The organism is Ramlibacter tataouinensis (assembly GCF_027941915.1).
GTDB classification, from domain to species: Bacteria; Pseudomonadota; Gammaproteobacteria; order Burkholderiales; family Burkholderiaceae_C; genus Ramlibacter; species Ramlibacter tataouinensis_C.
The window spans coordinates 3,637,397-3,657,658 of the sequence record NZ_CP116009.1; the positions used below are offsets into that span (position 1 = coordinate 3,637,397).

19 protein-coding genes are annotated in these 20,262 nt (G+C 70.1%); 1 reads left to right on the forward strand and 18 read right to left on the reverse strand.

Features of this window, described 5'->3' with window-relative positions:
* From PE066_RS17420 to gabT, 8 genes are read right to left on the reverse strand one after another with little or no spacing between them, the layout of a single operon-like run.
* Positions 1-420 (reverse strand): Lrp/AsnC family transcriptional regulator, encoded by a 420-nt coding sequence (locus tag PE066_RS17420; protein WP_271236609.1) that lies wholly within the window; start codon positions 418-420, stop codon positions 1-3.
* A gap of 20 nt (positions 421-440) precedes the next feature.
* Positions 441-1,850, reverse strand: coding sequence for an amidase family protein (locus PE066_RS17425; RefSeq protein WP_271233789.1), 1,410 nt, complete (start codon positions 1,848-1,850; stop codon positions 441-443).
* The gene (locus PE066_RS17430; protein ID WP_271233790.1) at positions 1,825-3,501 is read right to left on the reverse strand and encodes an ABC transporter ATP-binding protein; all 1,677 of its coding nucleotides are present in this window, start codon (positions 3,499-3,501) and stop codon (positions 1,825-1,827) included. Before PE066_RS17430 ends, PE066_RS17425 begins: the two co-directional genes overlap by 26 nt.
* On the reverse strand, positions 3,498-4,337 hold the full coding sequence (locus PE066_RS17435) for an ABC transporter permease (protein ID WP_271233791.1): 840 nt from the start codon (positions 4,335-4,337) through the stop codon (positions 3,498-3,500). Before PE066_RS17435 ends, PE066_RS17430 begins: the two co-directional genes overlap by 4 nt.
* The gene (locus tag PE066_RS17440) at positions 4,334-5,308 is read right to left on the reverse strand and encodes an ABC transporter permease (protein ID WP_271233792.1); all 975 of its coding nucleotides are present in this window, start codon (positions 5,306-5,308) and stop codon (positions 4,334-4,336) included. The genes PE066_RS17435 and PE066_RS17440 overlap by 4 nt, the downstream gene beginning before the upstream one ends.
* Before the next feature lie 22 nt (positions 5,309-5,330).
* Positions 5,331-6,899, reverse strand: coding sequence for an ABC transporter substrate-binding protein (locus tag PE066_RS17445; protein WP_271233793.1), 1,569 nt, complete (start codon positions 6,897-6,899; stop codon positions 5,331-5,333).
* A gap of 33 nt (positions 6,900-6,932) precedes the next feature.
* A complete protein-coding gene (locus tag PE066_RS17450) occupies positions 6,933-8,105 on the reverse strand; it encodes a M20 aminoacylase family protein (RefSeq protein ID WP_271233794.1) in 1,173 nt (390 codons plus the stop codon).
* A gap of 4 nt (positions 8,106-8,109) precedes the next feature.
* Positions 8,110-9,405, reverse strand: a complete 1,296-nt coding sequence (gene gabT / locus PE066_RS17455; RefSeq protein WP_271233795.1) for a 4-aminobutyrate--2-oxoglutarate transaminase — start codon at positions 9,403-9,405, stop codon at positions 8,110-8,112.
* 177 nt (positions 9,406-9,582) lie between these two features.
* Between gabT and PE066_RS17460 the strand changes: the two genes are divergently transcribed.
* Complete coding sequence (locus tag PE066_RS17460; RefSeq protein ID WP_271233796.1) at positions 9,583-10,533, forward strand: LysR family transcriptional regulator; 951 nt, start codon at positions 9,583-9,585, stop codon at positions 10,531-10,533.
* Here PE066_RS17460 and PE066_RS17465 read toward each other — a convergent pair.
* The 10 genes from PE066_RS17465 to PE066_RS17510 all read right to left on the reverse strand — a co-directional run bounded on the left by PE066_RS17465 (position 10,502) and on the right by PE066_RS17510 (position 20,123).
* Positions 10,502-11,635 carry a branched-chain amino acid ABC transporter substrate-binding protein gene (locus PE066_RS17465; RefSeq protein ID WP_271233797.1) on the reverse strand — a complete coding sequence of 378 codons (1,134 nt, stop codon included), beginning with the start codon at positions 11,633-11,635 and terminating at the stop codon, positions 10,502-10,504. The two genes, PE066_RS17460 and PE066_RS17465, sit on opposite strands and share 32 nt — an antisense overlap.
* 192 nt (positions 11,636-11,827) lie before the next feature.
* Complete coding sequence (locus PE066_RS17470; protein ID WP_271233798.1) at positions 11,828-12,541, reverse strand: ankyrin repeat domain-containing protein; 714 nt, start codon at positions 12,539-12,541, stop codon at positions 11,828-11,830.
* Between the two features lie 8 nt (positions 12,542-12,549).
* Positions 12,550-13,041 carry a GlcG/HbpS family heme-binding protein gene (locus PE066_RS17475; RefSeq protein ID WP_271233799.1) on the reverse strand — a complete coding sequence of 164 codons (492 nt, stop codon included), beginning with the start codon at positions 13,039-13,041 and terminating at the stop codon, positions 12,550-12,552.
* 101 nt (positions 13,042-13,142) lie between these two features.
* Entirely contained in the window at positions 13,143-13,781 is a 639-nt protein-coding gene (locus tag PE066_RS17480; protein ID WP_271233800.1) for a response regulator transcription factor, read from the reverse strand.
* The gene (locus PE066_RS17485) at positions 13,778-15,226 is read right to left on the reverse strand and encodes a sensor histidine kinase (RefSeq protein WP_271233801.1); all 1,449 of its coding nucleotides are present in this window, start codon (positions 15,224-15,226) and stop codon (positions 13,778-13,780) included. Before PE066_RS17485 ends, PE066_RS17480 begins: the two co-directional genes overlap by 4 nt.
* 77 nt (positions 15,227-15,303) lie before the next feature.
* Positions 15,304-15,495: a DUF2783 domain-containing protein gene (locus tag PE066_RS17490; protein WP_271233802.1), complete on the reverse strand. Its 192-nt coding sequence runs from the start codon at positions 15,493-15,495 to the stop codon at positions 15,304-15,306.
* Positions 15,492-17,201 (reverse strand): FAD-dependent monooxygenase, encoded by a 1,710-nt coding sequence (locus PE066_RS17495; RefSeq protein WP_271233803.1) that lies wholly within the window; start codon positions 17,199-17,201, stop codon positions 15,492-15,494. Before PE066_RS17495 ends, PE066_RS17490 begins: the two co-directional genes overlap by 4 nt.
* A 65-nt stretch (positions 17,202-17,266) precedes the next feature.
* Positions 17,267-17,968: a GntR family transcriptional regulator gene (locus PE066_RS17500; RefSeq protein ID WP_271233804.1), complete on the reverse strand. Its 702-nt coding sequence runs from the start codon at positions 17,966-17,968 to the stop codon at positions 17,267-17,269.
* A gap of 8 nt (positions 17,969-17,976) precedes the next feature.
* Entirely contained in the window at positions 17,977-19,164 is a 1,188-nt protein-coding gene (locus tag PE066_RS17505; RefSeq protein ID WP_271233805.1) for a YbfB/YjiJ family MFS transporter, read from the reverse strand.
* A complete protein-coding gene (locus tag PE066_RS17510; protein WP_271233806.1) occupies positions 19,164-20,123 on the reverse strand; it encodes a Bug family tripartite tricarboxylate transporter substrate binding protein in 960 nt (319 codons plus the stop codon). Before PE066_RS17510 ends, PE066_RS17505 begins: the two co-directional genes overlap by 1 nt.
* Positions 20,124-20,262: the final 139 nt, after the last annotated feature.

Genomic DNA, 20,262 nt, shown 5'->3' on the forward strand with positions numbered 1-20,262 from the left:
CTAGCGGTAGGTGGTCAGGTGGATGCTGGTCTCGGTGTGGGCGATACCCTTGATCAGGCGAACCCGCTCGAGCACCTGCGAGAGTTCCGCCATCGTCTCCGCGCGCAGCTCGGCCAGCAGGTCCCAGCGCCCGTTGGTGTCGTGCAGCGACTCGACCCCCGGTTCGCCCAGCAGGTTGGCGATCACCGCGCGGGTCTGGTTACCTTCCACACGCACCCCCATCCAGGCGCGGATCTGCCGCGGCTGCGCCTCCGGGCGCAGGCGCACGGTGTAGCCGACGATGACCTGCGCATCCTCCAGCTTGCGCAGCCGGTTCGCCACCGTGCCGCGCGAGACGCCGGTCTTCTGCGCCAGCGCGGCACTGCTCATGCGCGCGTCCTTGCGCAGCAGCGCCAGCAGGTCGCGGTCGGTGTCGTCCAGGTGCACGGCGCCTCGGTAGGCTACCCGGCCAGGTGATCCAGCGGGCGGAAGCGGGCGGCGCGCTCCACGATCTCGCCCGCCGCCAGGCACAGATCCTCGCGGTAGCGCGTGGCGCACAGCTGCACGCCGGTGGGCAGGCCATCGGCCACGCCGGTCGGGACGGACAATCCGGGCAGGCCCAGCATGGCCGTGGCCAGCAGCGGGCTCTGCGCCGCCAGCATCTGCTCGAGGCGCTCCTGGCCGCGCTGGTCCTCGTCGATCGGGAACTGGCGCTCCCAGCTCACCGGCATCAGCAGCACCGGGTACTGGGCGTAGAACAGTGACCAGGCGCGCGCGATGGTCAGCCGCCGCTGCTGGGCGGTCAGGTACTGGTCGCGGCTCCAGTCGGGAATGCTGCCGAAGTAGCCGCGCACGGCCGTGCGCACGGCTCTGTCGCCTAGGGCATCGATCGCCGGCTTCATGCTGCGGCGCATGTCGTCGTGCACCAGCTGGCGCCACAGTACCGTGGCTTCCTCGAAGTGCGGCGGCTCCTGCTCCTCGACGACGCAGCCGGCATCCGCCAGCCATTGCGCGGCCTGCTCCAGCGCAGCACGCACCGTCGGGTGCGTGTCGCAGCCGGACCAGCGCTTGAACAGCGCCACCTTCAGCGGTTCCTTGCGCGACGGGTACTCCAGTGGCGCCGGCACCCACAGCGGGTCGCGCGGGTCTTCCTGGGACATCACCTTCAGTGCCAGGCGCGCATCGGCCACGCTGCGGGTCAGCGGCCCCTGAACCGACATCTGCTGGTTCGAGAGGATGCGGTCTTCCTTGGCGGTCGCGTTCACTGCGGCGATGCGGCCGGCGGTGGGGCGCATGCCGACCACGCCGCAGGCAAAGGCCGGGTAGCGGATCGACCCGCCGTAATCGTTGCCGTGGTGGATCGGGCCCATGCCCAGCGCTGCAGCCGCGGCGGCACCGCCGCTGGAGCCGCCCGGCGTGCGTTGCGCATCCCAGGGGTTGAGCGTGCGGCCGTGCAGGTCGTTGTCGCTGAACCAGCGCAGCGAGAACGAGGGCACGTTGTTGCGCCCGACGATCACGGCGCCGGCGTTCTTCAGGTGGCGCACCAGCGGCGCGTCTTGCGTCGCCATCAGGTCCTTGAGCGCGACGATGCCGCCGTCGGTGGGCTGGCCGGCGACGTCGACGTTGACCTTGATGGAGACCGGCACGCCGTGCAGCTCCCCCACCGGCTCGCCGCGGGCGAGCTGCTGGTCGGCTGCGCGGGCCGCGGCCAGCGCCTCCTCGGGGTACTTGAGCGGCAGCGCGTTCACCGACGGGTCGACGGCGGCGATCCGGTCCAGCACGGACTGGGTCGCCTCCACGCAGGAGACGTCCTTGCGGCGGATGCGGGCGGCGAGTTCGACGGCGTCAAGCCGCCACAAAGGCTGGGTCATGGTCGGTGTCCTTGTCCAGGGTTGAACGGAAATTCGGCGCGGCAGCCAGCAGCTCGCGCGTGTATTCGTGCCGCGGGGCGTCCAGCACGTCGGCGGTGGCGCCCATCTCGACGATCTCGCCGCGGCGCATCACCGCGATGCGATCGCACATGCGGGCGGCCACGCGCAGGTCGTGGGTGATGAACACCATCGACAGGCCGAAGTCGCGCCGCACCTGTTCGAACAGGTCCAGCACCTGGGCCTGCACCGAGACGTCCAGCGCCGACACCGGCTCGTCGGCCACCAGCAATTGTGGCCGCATCGCGAGCGCACGGGCGATGGCGATGCGTTGGCGCTGTCCACCGGAGAACTCGTGGGGGTAGCGCCCGGCGGCGTCGGCCTTCAGGCCCACCTGCTCCAGCAGCGCACGCACGCGCTCGCGCACCTCCGCGGGAGGCACGCCTTGCTGCAGGGGGCCGGCGGCGATGGCGGCGCCGACGGTATGGCGCGGGTTGAGCGAGGCGTAGGGATCCTGGAACACCATCTGGATGCGGCCGCGATCGGCCACCGGCCGGCGCCGCAGGTCCAGCGGCAACTCCTGCCCGCCGAAGCGGATGCGGCCTGCATCGGCCGGCACCAGCCCGGTGAGGCAGCGGCCCACGGTGGACTTGCCCGAGCCGGATTCGCCCACCAGGCCCAGCGTCTCTCCGGCCTGCAGCGAGAACGACAGGTCGCGGGCGGCCTGGACCTCGCGCGACTTGCGCCACAGACCGCCGCCGCTGCGATAGGTCTTGGCCAGGCTGTCCACCTGCAGCAGCGGCTCGAACCCGGCCGTGGGCGCGGCGCGGGTTTGGCCGCTGGGGATGGCAGCGATCAGCCGCTGCGTGTAGCCGTGCTGCGGCGCGCGCAGCACCTGCCGCGCCGGACCGCGCTCGACCACCCGGCCGAACTGCATCACCGCCACCCGGTCGGCGATCTGGGCGACGACGCCGAAGTCGTGGGTGATGAACAGCAGCGCCATGCCGCGCCGTTGCTGCAGCTCGCGCATCAGCGCCAGGATCTGTGCCTGGGTGGTCACGTCCAGCGCCGTGGTCGGCTCGTCGGCAATCAGCAGCTTGGGCTGCAGCACCAGCGCGGCGGCGATCATCACCCGCTGACGCTGGCCGCCTGACAGCCGGAACGGGAAGGCATCGGCGATCAGCTCCGGTTCGGGCAGCCCGACGTCGCGCAGGGCGGCAACGATGCGGGCGCGGCGCTCGGGCGCGGGCAGGCTCTGGTGCGCGTCCAGCACCTCGCCGATCTGCTCGCCGATGCGCATCACCGGGTTCAGGGAGGTCATGGGCTCCTGGAACACCATGCCCATGCGGCAGCCGCGCAGCGCGCGCAACTCGTCCTCCGACAGCGCCAGCAGGTCGCGCCCTTCGAACAGGATGCGGCCCGCCACCGGCGCAACCTGCGGCCCGGGCAGCAGGCCCATCACCGCATTGGCAATCATCGACTTGCCGGAGCCCGACTCGCCCACCACGCACAGCGTCTCCCCGGCGTGCAGTTGCAGGTCCACCCCTTCCACGGCCAGCGGCCGGTCGGCGCCGGCCGGCAGCCGGATGGACAGGCCCTCGATGCGCAGCACGGGTGGCGCCGCATGCGCCAGCGAGACGGGCGCGGCGCTCATCGCGTCCTCCCGTCCAGCCGCGTGTTGAGGCCGTCACTCAGGCCCTCGCCCACGAGGTTCAGCGCCAGCACGGTCAGCGCGATGGCCAGGCCAGGGAACACCGCGATCCACCAGGCCTGGCGCAGCGCCGTGCGGGCCGCCCCGACCATGTAGCCCCAGCTCATCATGTCCGGGTCGCCCAGGCCCAGGAAGCTCAGGCCCGACTCCAGCAGGATGGAGCTGGCGATCATCAGCGACCCCATCACGATGATCGGCGAGATGGCGTTCGGCAGGATCTGGGTGAAGATGATCCGGCTGCTCGACTGCCCGGCCAGCAGGGCGGCCTGCACGAACTCGCGCTGGCTCAGGGTCAGGAATTCGCTGCGCACCAGCCGCGCGACCGGCGGCCAGGTGATGATCGCGATGGCCGCGACGATGGTGTAGACCGTCGGCTGGAAGATCGCCACCACCACGATGGACAGGGCGAAGGCCGGGATGGCCTGGAACAGCTCGGTGAAGCGCATGAGCAGGGCGTCCACCCAGCCGCCGTGGTAGCCGGCCAGTGCGCCGACGCCGATGCCCACGGCCAGCGACACGGCGGTGGCCACCAGCCCGATCAGCAGCGACACGCGCGCGCCGTGGATCAGGCCGGCGGCGACATCGCGCCCGAGCGCGTCGGAGCCGAGCGGCAGGCTGCCTTGCGCGAACGGCGCCAGGAAGGGCGGGCCCACCATGTCCCAGGGCGAGCCAGCCAGCCAGGGGCCGGCCACCGCCACCAGCGCGACCAGCAGCAGCACCGCCAGTCCTGCCACCGCGCCCTTGTTGCGCGCGAATCGCCGCACGAATCCGGAGTTCATCGCAACTGGATCCGAGGGTCCACCAGGGTGTAGGCCACGTCGGTGATGATGTTGAACAGGACCGCCAGCGCGGCGGTCACGAGGAAGGTGCCCAGCAGCAGCGAGTAGTCGCGCTGCTGCAGGGCGTCGAACAGCAGTCGGCCGATGCCCGGCCAGGCAAACACGGTTTCGATGATCACGGCACCGCCGACCATCGCGCCGGCCTGCAGGCCGGCCAGCGTGACCACCGGCAGCAGGGCGTTGCGCAGCACGTGGGCGCGCAGCACCCGGCCGGCGGGCAGTCCCTTGGCCCGGGCGGTCTTCACGAAGTCCATGCCGGCGACTTCCAGCATCGAGGCGCGCGTCATGCGGGCATAGACCGCCATGAAGAACATGGCGAGCACGACCGCAGGCAGCACCAGGTGCCGGCCGATGTCCAGCATGCGGGCCAGACCGGTGTGCCCACCACCCACCGTTTCGTAGCCGAAGGCGGGAAGCCACGGCAGCCACACCGCGAACACCAGCACCGCCAGCAGCGCCAGCCAGTAGACCGGCATCGCATAGAAGACGGTGGCGAACAGGCTGATGGCGCTGTCCTTCCAGGTGCCCGCGCGCACGCTGGCCCAGACGCCCAGCGCCACGCCGATGGCCAGCGACAGCAGGAAGGCCGTGCCGGTCAGCAGCAGGGTGGCGGGCAGGCGATCGAGGATCAGGTCGATCACTGGCTGCTGCTGCCGGTAGGAGACGCCGAGGTCGCCCTGCGCCAGCTGCCCAAGGTAGGTCGCGAGCTGCTGGGGCAGCGGACGGTCGAGGTCGAAACGCTCGCGCAACTGCTGCAGGAACACCTCGTCGGCTGCGCCGGACTCGCCCGCCAGCAGGGTGGCCGGGTCGCCCGGGGCCGCCCGCACCAGCAGGAAGTTCATCACCGCGATCAGCAGCAGGGCGGCCAGGCCCTGCAACAGTCGCCGCGCCAGGAAGCGAAAGGTATCCAAGCTGGGGCTCCCGGGCGCGTCCTCAGACGGACTTGATCGAGGCCCGCCCCAGGCTGTCGATCAGCCCCAGGGAGGTGTTGATCAGGTTGTCCACCTTGCTGCGGTAGACCGTCGGGAAGCCCAGATCGAGCAGCCAGGCGGCCGCCACGTCTTCGGACAGCGTGCGCTGGATGTCCGCATAGATCTCGGCGCGCTTCTTCGGGTCGATCTCGCGCGAGCCGCGCTCGAACAGGGCGTCCACCTTGGGGTTCTGGTAACCGCCCACGTTGTTGAAGGGCGACCCCTTGCGGATCTCGCTGCTCACGTAGTTCCGCGCCACGCCCAGCGCGGGGTCGCCAAGCTGGAACATGTAGGTAAGGGTCAGGTCGAAGTCCCAGCCCGACTGGCGCTGGATGGTGCCGGGCAGGTCCGCCGACTGCAGGTCGACCTTGAACCCGGCGGCCGTCAGGTTCTGCCGGATCAGCTCCGCCAGCCGCATCCAGCTCTCGCCGAAGGGCAGCGGCAGCAGCCGCACGGCCTGGCCCTTGTAGCTGGACTCGGCCAGCAGTTTCCTGGCGCGCGCCGTGTCGAAGGGGTACTGCGGGACCTGCGGCGTGTAGAACTGGGTCTGGTGGCTGAAGGCGCCGGTGGACGGCTTGGCGAAGCCTTGCCAGACCACCTTGGCCATGGCGTCGCGGTTGAGGGCGTGCATCACGGCCTTGCGCACCTTGAGGTCCTGGAACAGCGGCAGCCGGTGGTTCATCCACATCCAGGCCATGGGACACAGCTTCTCGTGGCCCTTGAGCGTGACATCGGTGTTGGGCAACTTGTCGAGCCGCCCGACGTCGAAAAACTCCACCATGCCGCCCGGCAGCACGTCCACCTTGCCCGATTCGAAGGCTGCCGCGCGCGAAGCGCCGTCCGGGATGATGTGCCAGTACACGTTCTCCAGCTTGGGCAGGCCGGACTCGTGGTACTTCTCGTTCCTGACCAGGTGGATGAACGATCCGCGCTGCCACTCCTTGAACTTGAACGGCCCGGTGCCCACCGGGTTGGGCGACAGCGGCTTGGTGACGTCGTCGCCATACAGGTGTTTGGGGGCGATCGGCAGCGTGCTGCTGTCGAACAACTGGATGAAGGCCGCATACGGGATGGCCATGCGGAATTCGACCGTGTGCGGGTCCAGCGCCTTGACCGATTCGACCGAGGCCATCGCGACGCGCACGCGCGGGTTCAGCGTGCGCATCAGCTTGTCGGCGGTGAACACCACGTCGTCGGCGGTGAACGGCTTGCCGTCATGGAAGGTCACGCCCTTCTTCAGCTTGAAGGTGTAGACCTTCATGTCCGGGCTGACGGTCCACTCCGTCGCCAGGTTGGGCATGGGCTGCAGCTTCTCGTCGAAGCGCAGCAGGCCGTCGTAGATGTTGCCGATCACTGTCTGGGCCGGGCCGGTGGAGCCCAGGCCGGCGACCACGCCGTTGGGCTCGGGGAACAGGGCAATGTTGAGCGTGTGGCCGCTCGCCTGCGCCAGCGCGCTGGCGGAGAAGCCGGCGGCCAGCCAGCCGAGGCCCGCGGCGCCGGCGGACAGCAGTTCGCGTCGATCGATGGTCATGGTTGTCTCCTTGCGGTTGCAGGTGCGGGAAAGTCAGTCGGTGAGGAAGCGCTCGGCCAGCAGGCACCAGAAGGCGGCGCCCACGGCCACGTTGCCGTCGTTGAAGTCGTAGCCGGGGTTGTGGACCATGCAGGTGCCTTCGCCGTCGCCGTTTCCGATCAGCACGTAGGCACCGGGGCAGTGCTCCAGCATCACGGCGAAGTCCTCGCTTCCGGTCTGGGCCGGGCCGTGCGCGACGACCTTGTCGGCGCCGACCAGTTCGATGGCGACGCGGCGCGCGAACTCCGTTTCAGCCGGCGTGTTCACCAGCACCGGGTAGTCGCGAAGGTACTCGACGCCGGCCTCCAGGCCGTAGCTCGCGGCCTGCGCCTGCGCCAGCGCGGTGATGCGCTGTTGCAGCAGGTCGCGCACACCACGATCGAGGGCGCGCACGCTGACGAGCAGCCGAGCGCTGTCCGGGATCACGTTGTTGGCGGCGCCGGCCTGGAACGATCCGACCGTAACGACGGCGGTTTGCTGGGGATCAACGTTGCGCGACACCACGGTCTGAAGCGCCAGGACGATGCTGGAGGCCGCCACGATGGGGTCGGTGGCGCGATGCGGCATGGCGCCGTGGCCGCCTTGCCCGCGCACGGTGATGATCACGTCGTCGCTGGACGCCATGGCCGGGCCGTCCCGGAAGACGAAATCGCCCTGCGGCGTGCCCGGCATGTTGTGCATGGCGAACACCGCGTCGCAGGGAAAGCGCTCGAACAGGCCCTGCTCGATCATCAGGCGAGCACCCCCAGGGTGCTCCTCGGCCGGCTGGAAGATCAGGTTGAGCGTGCCGGAGAACTCGCCGCGCATGGCCAGGTGGCGAGCGGCCGCCAGCAGCATGGCCGTATGGCCGTCGTGGCCGCATGCGTGCATCACGCCGGGGTGGACGCTGGCCCACTCACGGCCGCTGTGTTCCTGCAGCGGCAGTGCGTCCATGTCCGCCCGCAGGCCGAGCCGGCGCTTTCCATTCCCCCGCTTGAGCCGGGCCACGACACCGGTGCGGGCCAGGCCGCTGTGGACCTCGTAGCCCCAGGACTGAAGGCGCTGCGCGACCAGTTCGGACGTGCGGTCTTCCTTCAATCCGAGCTCCGGGTGGCGGTGGATATCGCGGCGCAGCGCGATGAACTCCGGCGCGGACTGCTGCAATGCGTCGACGAGCGGGTGAGCCATGACGTCAGGCAACACAGGCGTGCAGGCTGGCCGCGAGGAGGTCCAGCGCCTCGGCGAAGGTGTCGTCCTCGATGGTGAGCGGGTAGAGGAAGCGGATCGCTTCCGCCTCGGCGCCGCAGGTCAGGAGGATCAGGCCGCGCTGCAGGGCCTGATCCACCACCCGCTTGGCGAATTGAGGGTGCGGCCGGCCGTCCGGATGCCGGAAGGCCGCGGCTGCCATGCTGCCGAGTCCACGCAATTCGGCCAGCGCAGGGATCTCGGGGCGAAGCGCGTCGAGCCGCTCGCGCAGGCGGCGCCCCAGGACGTCCGAACGATGGGTCAGTCGCTCGCCAAGCATCACCTCAACGACGGCGAGGGCGGCCGCAACCGCGACGGGGTTGCCCGCGTAGGTGCCCCCGAGTCCGCCCGGCGGCACGGCGTCCATGAGTTCCGCGCGCCCGATCACCGCTGAGAGTGGCAAGCCCCCCGCCAGGCTCTTGGCACAGGTGATGAGGTCCGGCGTGATGCCGGATTGATCGATCGCAAACCAGGTTCCCGTGCGGCCGAAGCCGCTCTGGATCTCATCCGCGATCAGCACGATGCCGTGCTGATCGCAGGTGGTGCGCAACTCGCGCAGGAACTCGAATGGGGCAGCATGGAAGCCGCCTTCTCCCTGGACGGGCTCGATGATGATCGCGGCCACCCGGCGGGGATCGACGTCGGCACGGAAGATGCGGTTCAATCCCTGCAAGGCTGCAACTGCATCCACGCCATCGGCGGGAAACGGTGCATGGAACACCTCCGGGGGCAGGGCGCCAAAACTGCTCTTGTAGGGCGTGACCTTGCCGGTCAGCGCCATGCCCATCGCCGTGCGGCCGTGAAACGCGCCGCTGAAGGCGATCACCGCCGTCCGGCCGGTGGCTGCGCGGGCGATCTTCACGGCGTTCTCGACCGCTTCGGCGCCGGTGGAGAAGAGCGCGGTCTTGGCCGCGGCGCCGCCCAGTGGAGCCAACCGGTTCAGGACCTCGGCGAGCTGCACGTAGCCTGGATAGGGGATCACCTGCCAGCAGGTGTGCAGGAAGCGCTCGGCTTGCTCATGCACGGCCTGCAGCACGCGCGGATGCCGGTGACCGACGTTGAGCACGCCGATGCCGCCGGCGAAGTCGATGTAGCGGCGACCGTCGACGTCCCACAGCTGCGCATTGAGCGCGCGCTCGGCGAAGACGTCGGTGGCAACCGCGATGCCCTGCGGGATGGCTGCCCGAAGCCGTTCACGCCAGGATGTTCCGGCGAAGCTCTCGCCGGTCTCGATCGTCTTCATCGCGCCACTCCGTTGGGGGAGTCGAATGCTAGGAGGGCGCGCGGTGAACGGGGAGGCTACTTATGGTGTTCATCAGCACCTCTGGTAGCGCCAAATGAGGGTAACTTCGGGTTGTGCCGACGTGTACGGCCTGGTTTTCATGGCCGTTGATATCCAAAAGCTGTCCCGCAACCCTCTATGAAGCTCCAGCAACTCCAGGTATTGGTCCATGTGGTGGACCACGGCGGCATCCGGGCTGCCGCGCGCCAACTGCACCTCTCGCAGGCTGCCGTCACCAAATCCATGCGCCTGCTGGAGGAGGTGGCAGGGGTCTCGCTGCTGCGCCGCGGTTCGCGCGGCGTCGAGCCGACGGAGGCTGGCGAAAAACTACTGGCGCGCGCGCGGCTCGTCACGCGTCAAGTCGAGCTGGCTCAGGAGGAACTGCGCCAGCTCGCCGGCGAGGACGAGGGGCGGGTGCGGATCGGGCTGACCCCGTACGTGACGCTCACCGCCTTGGGCGAGGCGTTCCACTGGTTTCGCCAGCGCTACCGCGAAGTCAAGGTGGAATTCAGCGAGGGGCTCATGAGGCGCGTGCTGCCCCGGCTTCGCGACGGGACTCTCGACCTGGCCGTCGTCGCCGCCGACGTGGGCGAACTGCAGGGCGATGAATTCAGCGTGCGCCGGCTGAGCCGGGCCCGCCAGCACATCGTGGTTCGCGAAGGCCACCCTGTGCTGACGCAGCCCAGCGCCGCCTTGCTGGCCCAGCAGGAGTGGGTGATGACGCATCCGATCCCCGCGGATCGTCAGAACCGGGTCTGGGCCATGTTCGCTCTGGCGGGGCTGGAGCCGCCCGAGCGCGTGGTCGTGTGCGAGACCCTGGCCGCGCTTACGCTTCTGCGCAACTCGGACGCGGTGGGCATCATGCCGGAGCCGCTGCAAGGCCACCCCGAGTCACGCGGCATCGTCGCTGTGCCCGATTGCGGACTCACGCCGACCGACATCGAATTGCTGCTGCTCGCCAGGCCCGACATCCCCCTGACACCGGCGGCCGAGTTTTTCGGTCACTGCGTCGCCCAGATCATCTCCGGCGAAGCAGGAGCGGCTCGGCCCCAAGTGGTCAATTCAGCGGCGCCTTCCGCCCATCCTTGAACTGGAACAGCGTCATGGCCGGGTTCTTCAACTCGCCGGTTGAGTCGAACTCGATGCGCCCCGTCACCCCTTGGTAGCTCAGCTTGAACAGCTCCGGCGCGTACTTGGCAGGGTCCGCCGAGCCGGCGCGCTTCATCGCTTCCACCAGGACCAGCGCGGCGTCATAGCCGTAGGGTGCATTGCCTTGGAACTGGCCCGGGAATCGGGCGTCGTAGCGCTTTTTCCAGGCGGCCCCGCCAGGCATCTTGTCGACCGAGGCACCGCCTTCCCCGCAGGTGACGGCGGCCACGTTGGCGGGACTGCCGGCCAGTTCCACCAGGCGGTGGGTGCAGATGCCGTCGCCGCCGAACAGCCTCACCTTGCCCATGCCGAGCATCTGCATCTGCCTCAGCATGGGGCCGGCTTGCGCATCCAGGCCGCCGTAGAAGATCGCTTCCGCGTTCTTGGCGCGGATGGCAGTGAGGAGGGGCGTGAAGTCGACGGACTTGTCGCTCGCGTACTGCTCGTCCACCACCTGCAGGCCCAGCGAACGCGCGGTCTTCTTGAAGACTTCGGCCACGCCCTGCCCGTAGGCGGTACGGTCATCCACCACCGCGACCTTCTTCAGCTTCAGGGTGTCCGCAGCGTAATGGGCCAGTCCGGCGCCCATGGCGTTGTCGTTGGCCAGCAATCGAAAGCTGGTCTTGTAGCCTTGCTGCGTCAGCTTGGCGTTGGTCGCCACCGGGCTGATATGGGGGATGCCGCAGTCGTTGTAGATGCGGGAAGCGGGCAGCGTGGAGCCCGAGGTGAGGTGCCCCACCACACCGTTGACCTTCTGGTCGCACAGCTTTTGCGCCGCCGCCGTGCCTTGCTTGGGGTCGGCGCCGTCGTCCTCGGCGATCATCTCGAATCGCGCCTTCCGGTTCCCGATGAGCACACCCGCCGCGTTGAGGTCGTCAATAGCCATCCGCATGCCATTGACGTTGTCCGCGCCCAGGTGGGCTGCGGGGCCGGACGTGGGCGAAACGTGGCCGAGGCGCACGACCAGCGTGTCCTGGGCTTGCAGGCTGGTGCCCGCGAAAGCGATGCCCAGCACGAGCGCGGTACGGCTGAATCGATGCATCGATTGTCTCCTGTGGTTCGCAACGGCGCCGTGCGGCGCCGCGGGATGCTAGACCAAGGACCCATGAACACGGTGACAACAAATAGTGTTCGCCGGCAACATCGGGGCTCTCCTCGGACGCGAGCCAGCAAGTGGCAGTCTGCCGCTGGGGCGGTCGGCCGACTACCGCGGGATCCGGAGTCTGCGCGCCAGCTAACGCCCGGTCGAGCGTCGCCGCCCGAGCGCTGTTTCCAGCATCTGCTCCATCGCGGCGTATCCGCGGCTGCGCGCCAGCTGCAACGGCGTTCGGCCGTGCCGGTCGGCGATCTCCAGGTTCGCGCCGGCCTCGATCAGAGCCGCCAGGGTGGCCTGGTGCCGCGGGCCGCCGTCGCCCAGGACGATGGCCTCGATCGTGGCGGTCCAGTGCAGGTTGTTGACGTGGTCGAGCGGGGCGCCGGCCGCGATCAGCTGGCGCACGACGCCGGCGTGCCCCAGATGGGCGGCTGCGATCAGGGCCGTTCCGTCATAGCGACTGGTGATCTGCTTGGCACTCGCACCCAGGGAGAGCAACAGCGCGAGGGTTTGCCCGTCGTCCGCGACGGCGGCGATCGTCACGCTGTCGTAGCGGTCGTTCTCGAGCAGGTCCAGCTTCGCGCCGGCTTCGGCCAGCACGCGGATCACCGCGCGTTGCCCGGCGAACGCGGCCGCGTGAAGGGGCGTACGCCCGTGTGCATCGCGCGCATCGATGGACCAGGGTTCGGCGGCCGCGAGGCGACGCACCGCGGCGGCATCGCCCCGCCACGCCGCCGCGTGCATGCCACCGTAGGCGGCTGCTTCCGCGACGCTCGGGGCCACTTGCGCGCCGGCCGGGAGCGCCGAACCCAGCCAGAGTGCGGCAACAGCGGCGGGCAGGAGGCGGGTCAGCATCTGCCTCGTCACTGCAGGAGGGCTTTCGCCTTGTCGAGCGCGGCCATTGCACACTGCTCGTCGAGGTGTCCGCCGGGCGCGCCGCCGACGCCGATGGCGCCGATCACCTCGTTGCCCACCTTGACCGGAACGCCGCCGCCGAGCAGCAGGTAGCCGGGGATGTTGACCAGGTTCGCAGCCGCGGGGTTCTTCTGCGCCGCTTCCATCATCGCGAGCGTGCTGTTCTTAGCCGACGCCGCGGTGTAGGCCTTCAGGCGGCTCGCTTCCAGCGTATGCGGGCCGGCCAGGTCGGCGCGGTGCACCGCGCGCACCGTGCCCGCCCGGTCGACCACGGTGGCGGCGACCGCGTAGCCGCCGGCGGAGCAGGCCGCGACGGTGGCGCCCGCGAGCTGGCTGGCCAGGTCCAGTGACATGTTGCGTTCGGTGCGCACGGCCTGCGCGTGCGCGCCGACGGCGGCGAGCAGCAGGGTGGAAACGAGGAGGAGGGGCTTGGCGTTCACGGTGTGTGTCCTTCGGTGCCGGTTCGATCAACCGTGGCGCCACTGTAGGAAGCGGGTGCCGCTTCGGCCATCCGCACGGCAACGCAACGGCATGCGTAGAACTACGCGGCCGCGCCGCCCGGCCCTGCGTCCACCAGGGCAGCGTACTGCCGGATCAGCTGCGCCAGCGAGGGCGCCTGGAGCTTCTCGAACAGGTGCGCGCGATGCGCCTCCACGGTGCGTGGCGACAGGCCCAGGGCACGCCCGATCTGCTTGTTGGTGAGCCCCTCCACGATGAAGGCGAGGACTTCGCGCTCGCGGCCGGAGAGCTGCGCGAAGCGCTCGCGCGTGACGCGGTCGGCCTGCCGCCGCTCACGGGTGCGAACATGCTGCCGCACGGCGTGCTGCAGCGTCTCCAGGAGCAGCTCGTCGTCGACCGGCTTTTCCAGGAACTCCGCCGCGCCGGCCTTGAACGCCCGCCGGCACATGTCGACGGTGCCGTGGCCGGTCAGCATGATCACGGGTTGATCGACCCCGTTCGCCAGGAGCTGCTCGAGCACGGACAGGCCGCCGATTCCCGGCATCCGCACGTCGAGCACGATCGCGCCGATGGCTGCGTGGTCCATGCCGGCCAGGAAATCCGTCGGGTCGCTCCAGGCCTGCACGCGCAGGCCGATGGTCCCGATCAGCAGCGTCAAGGCCTGGCGCACCGCGGCGTCGTCGTCGACCAGCTGGATCACGGGCGATTGGTCGGGCGTCATGGCAGGGCGGGCAAGGTGAGGCGGAAGCTGGCGCCGCGTTGCGGGATCGGCTGCGCGGCGATGCTGCCGCCCATCGCGCTGGCGAGACTCTCGCACAGGGGCAGTCCGAGGCCGAGCCCGCCTGTGCGCGTGCTCACGAACGGCTCGAACAGGCGGGGCAGCAGCTCCGGCGGCACGCCCGGCCCCGAGTCGCGCACGGTGAGGACGCCGCAGCCGCTTTCCTGCGACAGGGCGACCCAGAGGGAGCGCTCCCCGGGTGGCACCTGTTCCAGTGCCTGCAACGCGTTCATCAGCAGGTTGTGCAGGATCTGCTCCAGGGCCACCGGCTCGGCCCGGACCCGGACCTCGGCCTGCGCATGGAATCGCGGGACGACCCCACGGCGGGCGAATTCGGGCTCGAGCAGTTCGAACGCGCTGCGCACCGCGTCCTGCAGGCTGACCGGTTGCGGCGCGCCGGGATCGGTCCGCTCGAGCCCGCGCCGCAGGCGCCGCACCACGTCGCTCGCGCGCCGGGCCTGCTGCGCTGCCTGCGACATCGCCGCACGCGCGTCGACGATGTCCGGCGGATCGTCGTCGAGCAGCCGGCCGGCCGCCTGGGTATTGGCGAGCACCGCGGTCAGCGGCTGGTTCAGCTCGTGCGCCAACCCCGCCGCGAGTTCGCCCAAGGCGTTCAGGCGGCCGACCTGCCCCAGGCGAAGCAGCTCTTCGGCCCGGGCCCGGGCACGGCGTTGCGCGCGCCAGGCGGCGAACGCGGCCAGGAAGCCGCCTGTGCCGAGCCACCAGAGCGCGATCCACACCCACGGCCACTGCGCGGGCGTGACCCGGCGCGACAGGGTCACGACAAGCGGCTGGCTTTCCACCGCGAGCGCCTTGCTGGCGGCCAGCCGCGTTCCCCATCCCTGGGCGCTGGCCGCCTGCTGCACGACGTACCGCTGGTCGCCGAGCGACAGATCGACATGGGTGTCGCCGGTGTCACGGCGCAGCGGCCACTCGGGCCCGGGCGCCAACGCCGCAAGGTCGATGCGCAAGGCGAAGCTCGCGGGCTCGGCAGCTTGCACCAGCCAGTACCGGCCGCCTGCGAGCTGCGCGTCGGCCATCACCGCACGCCTGGCCGTGCGGGAGCGTTCCTCGGCGATCGCGAGCGAAGGCAGCGTCCAGTCGCGTGCGGCGCTGCGCTGCTGGATGGCGACCAGCTGGGGGTAGATCGCCTGCAGCCGGTCGATGGCGTGCTCGGCGGGGGAGGGCTGCAGCAGCGCGAGCGTCGCCAGCACCGCATCGTTCTCCGCGGCACGCTGGCTGAGCAGGCGATGCACGATGCGGGCCTGCGTGTCGAATGCTTCGCGCTGTCGGCCCAGTTCGGAAGCGACCAGCAAGGCCGAGCCCGCAAGGGCCACCAGCAGCCCGCCGGCGGCCAGGAACGCGTGTCGACGCAGCCTGGAAAGCATCGCGAACGATTCTGTCACGCCCGCTCGGTGCCGGATGGCTGCCCCGAGTGTTGCCTCAGGGCGCCACGGCCAAGGTCTTAGAGGTCCGCCGCGGCGGATGCGAGGTGGGCCCGGAACAGTTCCGGGTCACCCAGCGCGTTCGCATTCAGCAGCGCGAGCTTGACGAGCAGCAGTTCGGACTTGTCCGGGCCCGCCTCGTCGATCGCGGTGGCGAGCAGGTCGTAGACCGTCTCCAGGCCGGGGATGGTCAGGCTGTGCGGCGCGGTCATGGAGGGCTCCTTCGCTGGGGAAGCGCCTGGGCGAAAGCCGCTCGCAGGCGCGTGGCGTCGACGGTGAGCCAGCGTGCGCACACGTGCTGGTCCGGCCGCAGCAGGTAGGCGGCACCCGCGCCGGGCATGCCGTACCTCGCGCGCAGGTGCCCTTGCGCGTCGGGGATCGTCTCGTCGGCGCCTTCGACGGGACCGGCCGCGCCGACGGCCAGCACCTTCAATGGAATGCCGCGTGCGCGCACGGTGGCGATGCAGTCGCGCAGCGCCGCCGGCACGGCGCTCCCGTCGACTGCGTACAGCAGGGTGAAGCCGGCGCCGAGCCGGTCCAGCAGGTGGTCGTCGCTGCCCAGCCGCACGTCCCTGGGAGGCGCACCGTGGGCAGGACCGGCGCGAAAGAGCGCCGTGTCGTCGCCGGGGCTGTTCAGCGCGGAGCCGGTGTATTCGTGCGGGCGCGACGTGCGCCAGTGGTACAGCGGACGCACGAACTCCTGCGTGAGCGACAGCGACAGCACCGCGTCGCGCAGCAGCTTGAAACCGCGCGAGGGCGGGGTCATGAACCGCGTGCTCTTGCCGGCCTCATCGATGATCTCGCGAGCCGCGCCGACCCGCTCGGCGCTGTAGTTGGCCAGCAGGGCCACGCTGGCCCAGCCGTTCACCACGGCGGCCAGGTGCCAGCCCAGCGACTGCGCGTCCTGGAAGGCGGTGTTCGCGCCGCGCACGCCGAAGATGGGCAGCAGGTGCGCCGCGTCGCCGGTGAACAGCACGCGACCCTGCACGTAGTCGGGCAGCGTGAGTGCCCGCGCGGAGTACACCGAGCACCAGTCCATCTCCCAGGGTGTGCCGGCGTGGCCGATCATCGCCAGCTGCGCGTCGATGCGCTGGCGCAGCGACTCGGGCTGCAACGCCTGTTCCGGTGTCTCCCCGCGAGGCAACTGGTAGTCCACGCGCCAGATTCCGAAGGGCTCCCGGTGCATCAGGATCGTGTTGCCGGGGTTCCACGGCGGATCGAAGAAGGCGAGCCGCTCGGTCGGCAACGGCAGGTCGATGCGGATGTCGGCGATGACGAACAGGCCCTCGTAGGAGGCGCCTTCCATCTGCAGGCCCATGCTGGCACGGATCCCGGAGCGGCCGCCATCGGCGGCCACCAGCCATTCGGCTTCCAGCGTGTAGGGTCCGGCCGGCGTGTCGACCTCCAGCCGGACGCCGTGCTCATCCTGGGTGAACCGTTCCAGCTTGTTGCCCCAGCGCAGCTCCACGAGCGGCTCGGCTGCACACGCATCCAGCAGGTACTCCTCCAGGAACTGCTGCTGGATGTTGATCATCGGGAAGAAGCGGTCGTCCGGATCGTGCGGGGCTTCCATCCGGAACACGCGCTGGCCGCGATAGAACGAGTTGCCGAAGCGCCAGGGCAGCCCGTTCTGGCTGATGCGGCGCGCAACGCCGGGGAGCTGGTGGAGGATCTCCATGCTGCGACGGGTGAAGACGATGGCCCGGCTTCCCTGGGACACCTGCAGTTCGGAGTTCAACACCACGCTGCGCACGCCGTGCTGGGCCAGCTTCAGTGCAGTGACAAGGCCGGCAGGTCCTGCGCCGACGACAACGACGGGGCAGCGCTGCTGCGGCTCGTGGCCGGCAGGCAGCCGCGGCGCATGCACTTCGTAGCGGTAGTAGATGGAAGGGCGAGGTCGCGTTTCGGGCTGGTGCATGGCGAGGCCCCCTGGTCATGGACGGCGGGGCTGGGTGACTTGGGTTGCTCGTGAATGCAGGGGACTCAGCTGGCCGAGCCGCGCAAGGGTGACAAGGCGAGAGCACGCTGCAAGTGCAGGTCGTCACCGCGCTGAGCGTCGTCCACCCGAAGGCTGTCTTCCACCACGCTCAGGTGCGAGCACAACAGCTCGAGAGCCTGTGGGGTGTCGCGCTTGGCCAGCAGTTCGATGAAGTGTTCATGATCCTCCTGCAGGCAGCCGGCATGGCGGTCATAGGCGGCGTTGTACAACTGCAGGATCAATGCGACCCGCCCCTGCAGTTGCTCCAGGTGCTGGGCCAGCAGGGCATTGCCGGCCAGGCGCGCCATGAGGGCGTGGAACTCGGCGCCCAGCCGGCGGACAAGTTCCCAGTCCTGCGCCTTCAAGGCCGCTTTTTCCCGCTTGAGGTGGGCGCGCAGCTTGGCGATGTCCTTGGGCGAGCCGCGGTCGATCAGTGTGCGTGTGACGTGCGACTCCAGGGCGATGCGCAGGTCGAAGACGTCCTTGGCTTCCTGTGCCGATGGCTGGGCCACCATGGCAATGCGCCCGGGCGGCAGATCCACCAGGCCGTCCTTGCCAAGCTGCTGCAGCGCCTGGCGGACCACCGTCCGGCTGACGCCGTAGAGGCGCGCCAGGCTCATCTCCCGCAGTTCGACGCCGGGCAGGAGTCTTTGCGAGAGGATCGCCGCGCGGATGCTGGCGACGATTTCGTCGGTCTTGCTTGACATGGTGCAGCTTACATTTTCGCACGCGGGTCCCAGCGGCCACCCCTCTGGGCCGAGGCGATCGCGGCTCCGGCGAGCAGCAGCACCGGGCCCAGCCAGAGGCCCGATTCCAGCCGGCCCGTGGCATCCGCGAGCGCCCCGGCGAGCACGGGCCCGATCGATTGGCCGAGCGAGAACGCCGCCGTCAGCGCCCCCAGCCCGCGCGCCGCATCGGCCGCGCCGAGTTCGCGCTGTGCGACGACGCTCACGGCGGCGGGGCCGGCCATGAAGACCCCGCCGAACAGCAGGGCGGAGGTGGCCACCGCCAGCAGGTGGTCCGAGAGCAGCACGGGCATGAGGCCGGCGGAGAGCAAGGCGCTGACCACGGCGAAGCCGCGCCCGCCGGGCTGGGTTTGCAACCAGCGCCCCCAGGCAGGGCTGGCCAGCATGGATGCCGCGCCGATGGCGCAGAAGACCAGCGTGGCGGCCGACACGCCGTAGCCGCGCTGCGCCAGCAGGGCGATGACGAAGGTCGTGTAGCCCACGTAGCCCGCCCCATAGAGGCTGTTGGCCACCAGCGTGGGCGCGATCGCGTCGCGAAGCAGCGGCGCACCCGTGCGCCCGCTGCACCCACGCTCCACCGAGGGCAGCTGGAACGCCACCCGCGCGCTGATCGCAGCGGCGATCACGCCGGCGCCCCCCATCAGCGTCCAGCCGAGGCGCCAGGGCTGCTCGCTGCCGGCAAACCAGTCACTGCCGTAGGTCGCCCCTGCCACCACCATGCCGAGCCCGGTGCCGGCGAAATAGACGGCCATGCCCACGGCCGGGCGCTGCGGCATGGTCAAGGGGGCCAGTGCCGAGCCCAGCACGAAGGCGCAGGCCGTGGCGGCGCCCCCGATGCCACGCACCAGCAGGAACGCGAGCCAGGCATCCAGCCAGGCGCTGAGCAGCAAGGCCAGCGAGCTCAGGGCGAGGGTGGCCGCAAACACCCTTGCGGTGCCCCAGCGCGCCGCCAGTCGCGACGCGGTCATGGCCCCCAGCAGGAAGCCCGCGCCGTTGGCTGTGTTCAGCGCGCCCGCCTGCGCCAGGTTCCACTGCAGGGAATCCTGCATGCCGGGCAGCAGGAGCGCGTACGCGAAACGGGTGAACCCCAGCGCCACCACCGGGGCGAGCGCCAGGGTGAGGGCGCGGTGCAAGCCGCGCCATGGGTATCCGGACATCAATCGTTGGTGAACCCCGAGGCCTTGATGGGCGCTTCCCAGCGCTTGTAGTCCGCGGCCTGCTGCGCGCCCAGTTCGGCTGCGCTGGCGTAGTCCGGCTCGACGCCGAGCGCGCGGATCTTGTCCTGCACCGCGGGCTTGGCCAGAGCGGCCTTGAGGGCGCCGCTCCAGCGTTCGACCTCGGCCGGCGGCATGCCCGCAGGCGCATACACCCCGAACCAGCCCTCCACCGGCGCCATCTGCAGGCCCGCCTCGCGCAGCGTCGGCACATCCGGAAGCTGGCGCAGCCGCTTGCCCGCCGTGGTGGCCAGGATGCGCACCTTGCCGGACCGGTGGTGCTCCAGGGTCTCCGTGGAGGTGCCGATCGTCAGTGCGATGTTGCCGCCGATCAGGTCCGTCAGGGCCGGGCCGCTGCCCTTGTAGGCGACGTGCTCCATCGCCACTCCGGCTTCCTGCGACAGCAGCACGCCGGCGAAGTGCTGGGCCCCGCCAGCGCCAGGCGAGCCGAAGCTTGCCCGGGTCGGGTTGGCCTTGAGCCAGCCGAGCGCGTCCTTCAGGGTGGTGGCCGGCACCATCGGCCCGGCCGTGACGACATAGCCGTAGCTGGCCGCGCGGCCGATCGGCGTGAAGTCGGCCGCCGGGTCGTAGGCCAGCTTCTTGACCGTATGGGGAATCATGACCATCGCGCCGATCGGCGTCAGCACCAGCGTGGAACCGTCCGGGGCCGCGCGCTTGGTCTCGGTCATGACAATGCGTCCGCCCGCGCCAGGCTTGTTCTCGACCACGATGCTGCGGTTCAGGGTGGTTCGCATTTCATCGGCGACCATCCGGGCCACCCCGTCGACCGAGCTGCCGGCCGGGAATCCGACCAGCAGGCGCGTGGTGGGCCCGGCCTGGGCAAGGGCACAGCTCGAGGCGAAGGCCAGGACGCTGCAGGCGAGTTGGCGGCGATTGATCAAGGAAGTCTCCAGTTCGTATTGCGTTGGCGGCAGCAGCGTCGCTTGGGCCCGCACCTATGCGCCCGGCACCGGCGGCTGCTTCATGTAGTATACCGGGTTGGTATACCGTTATCGGTATACCGATAAACCCTAAAGCAAG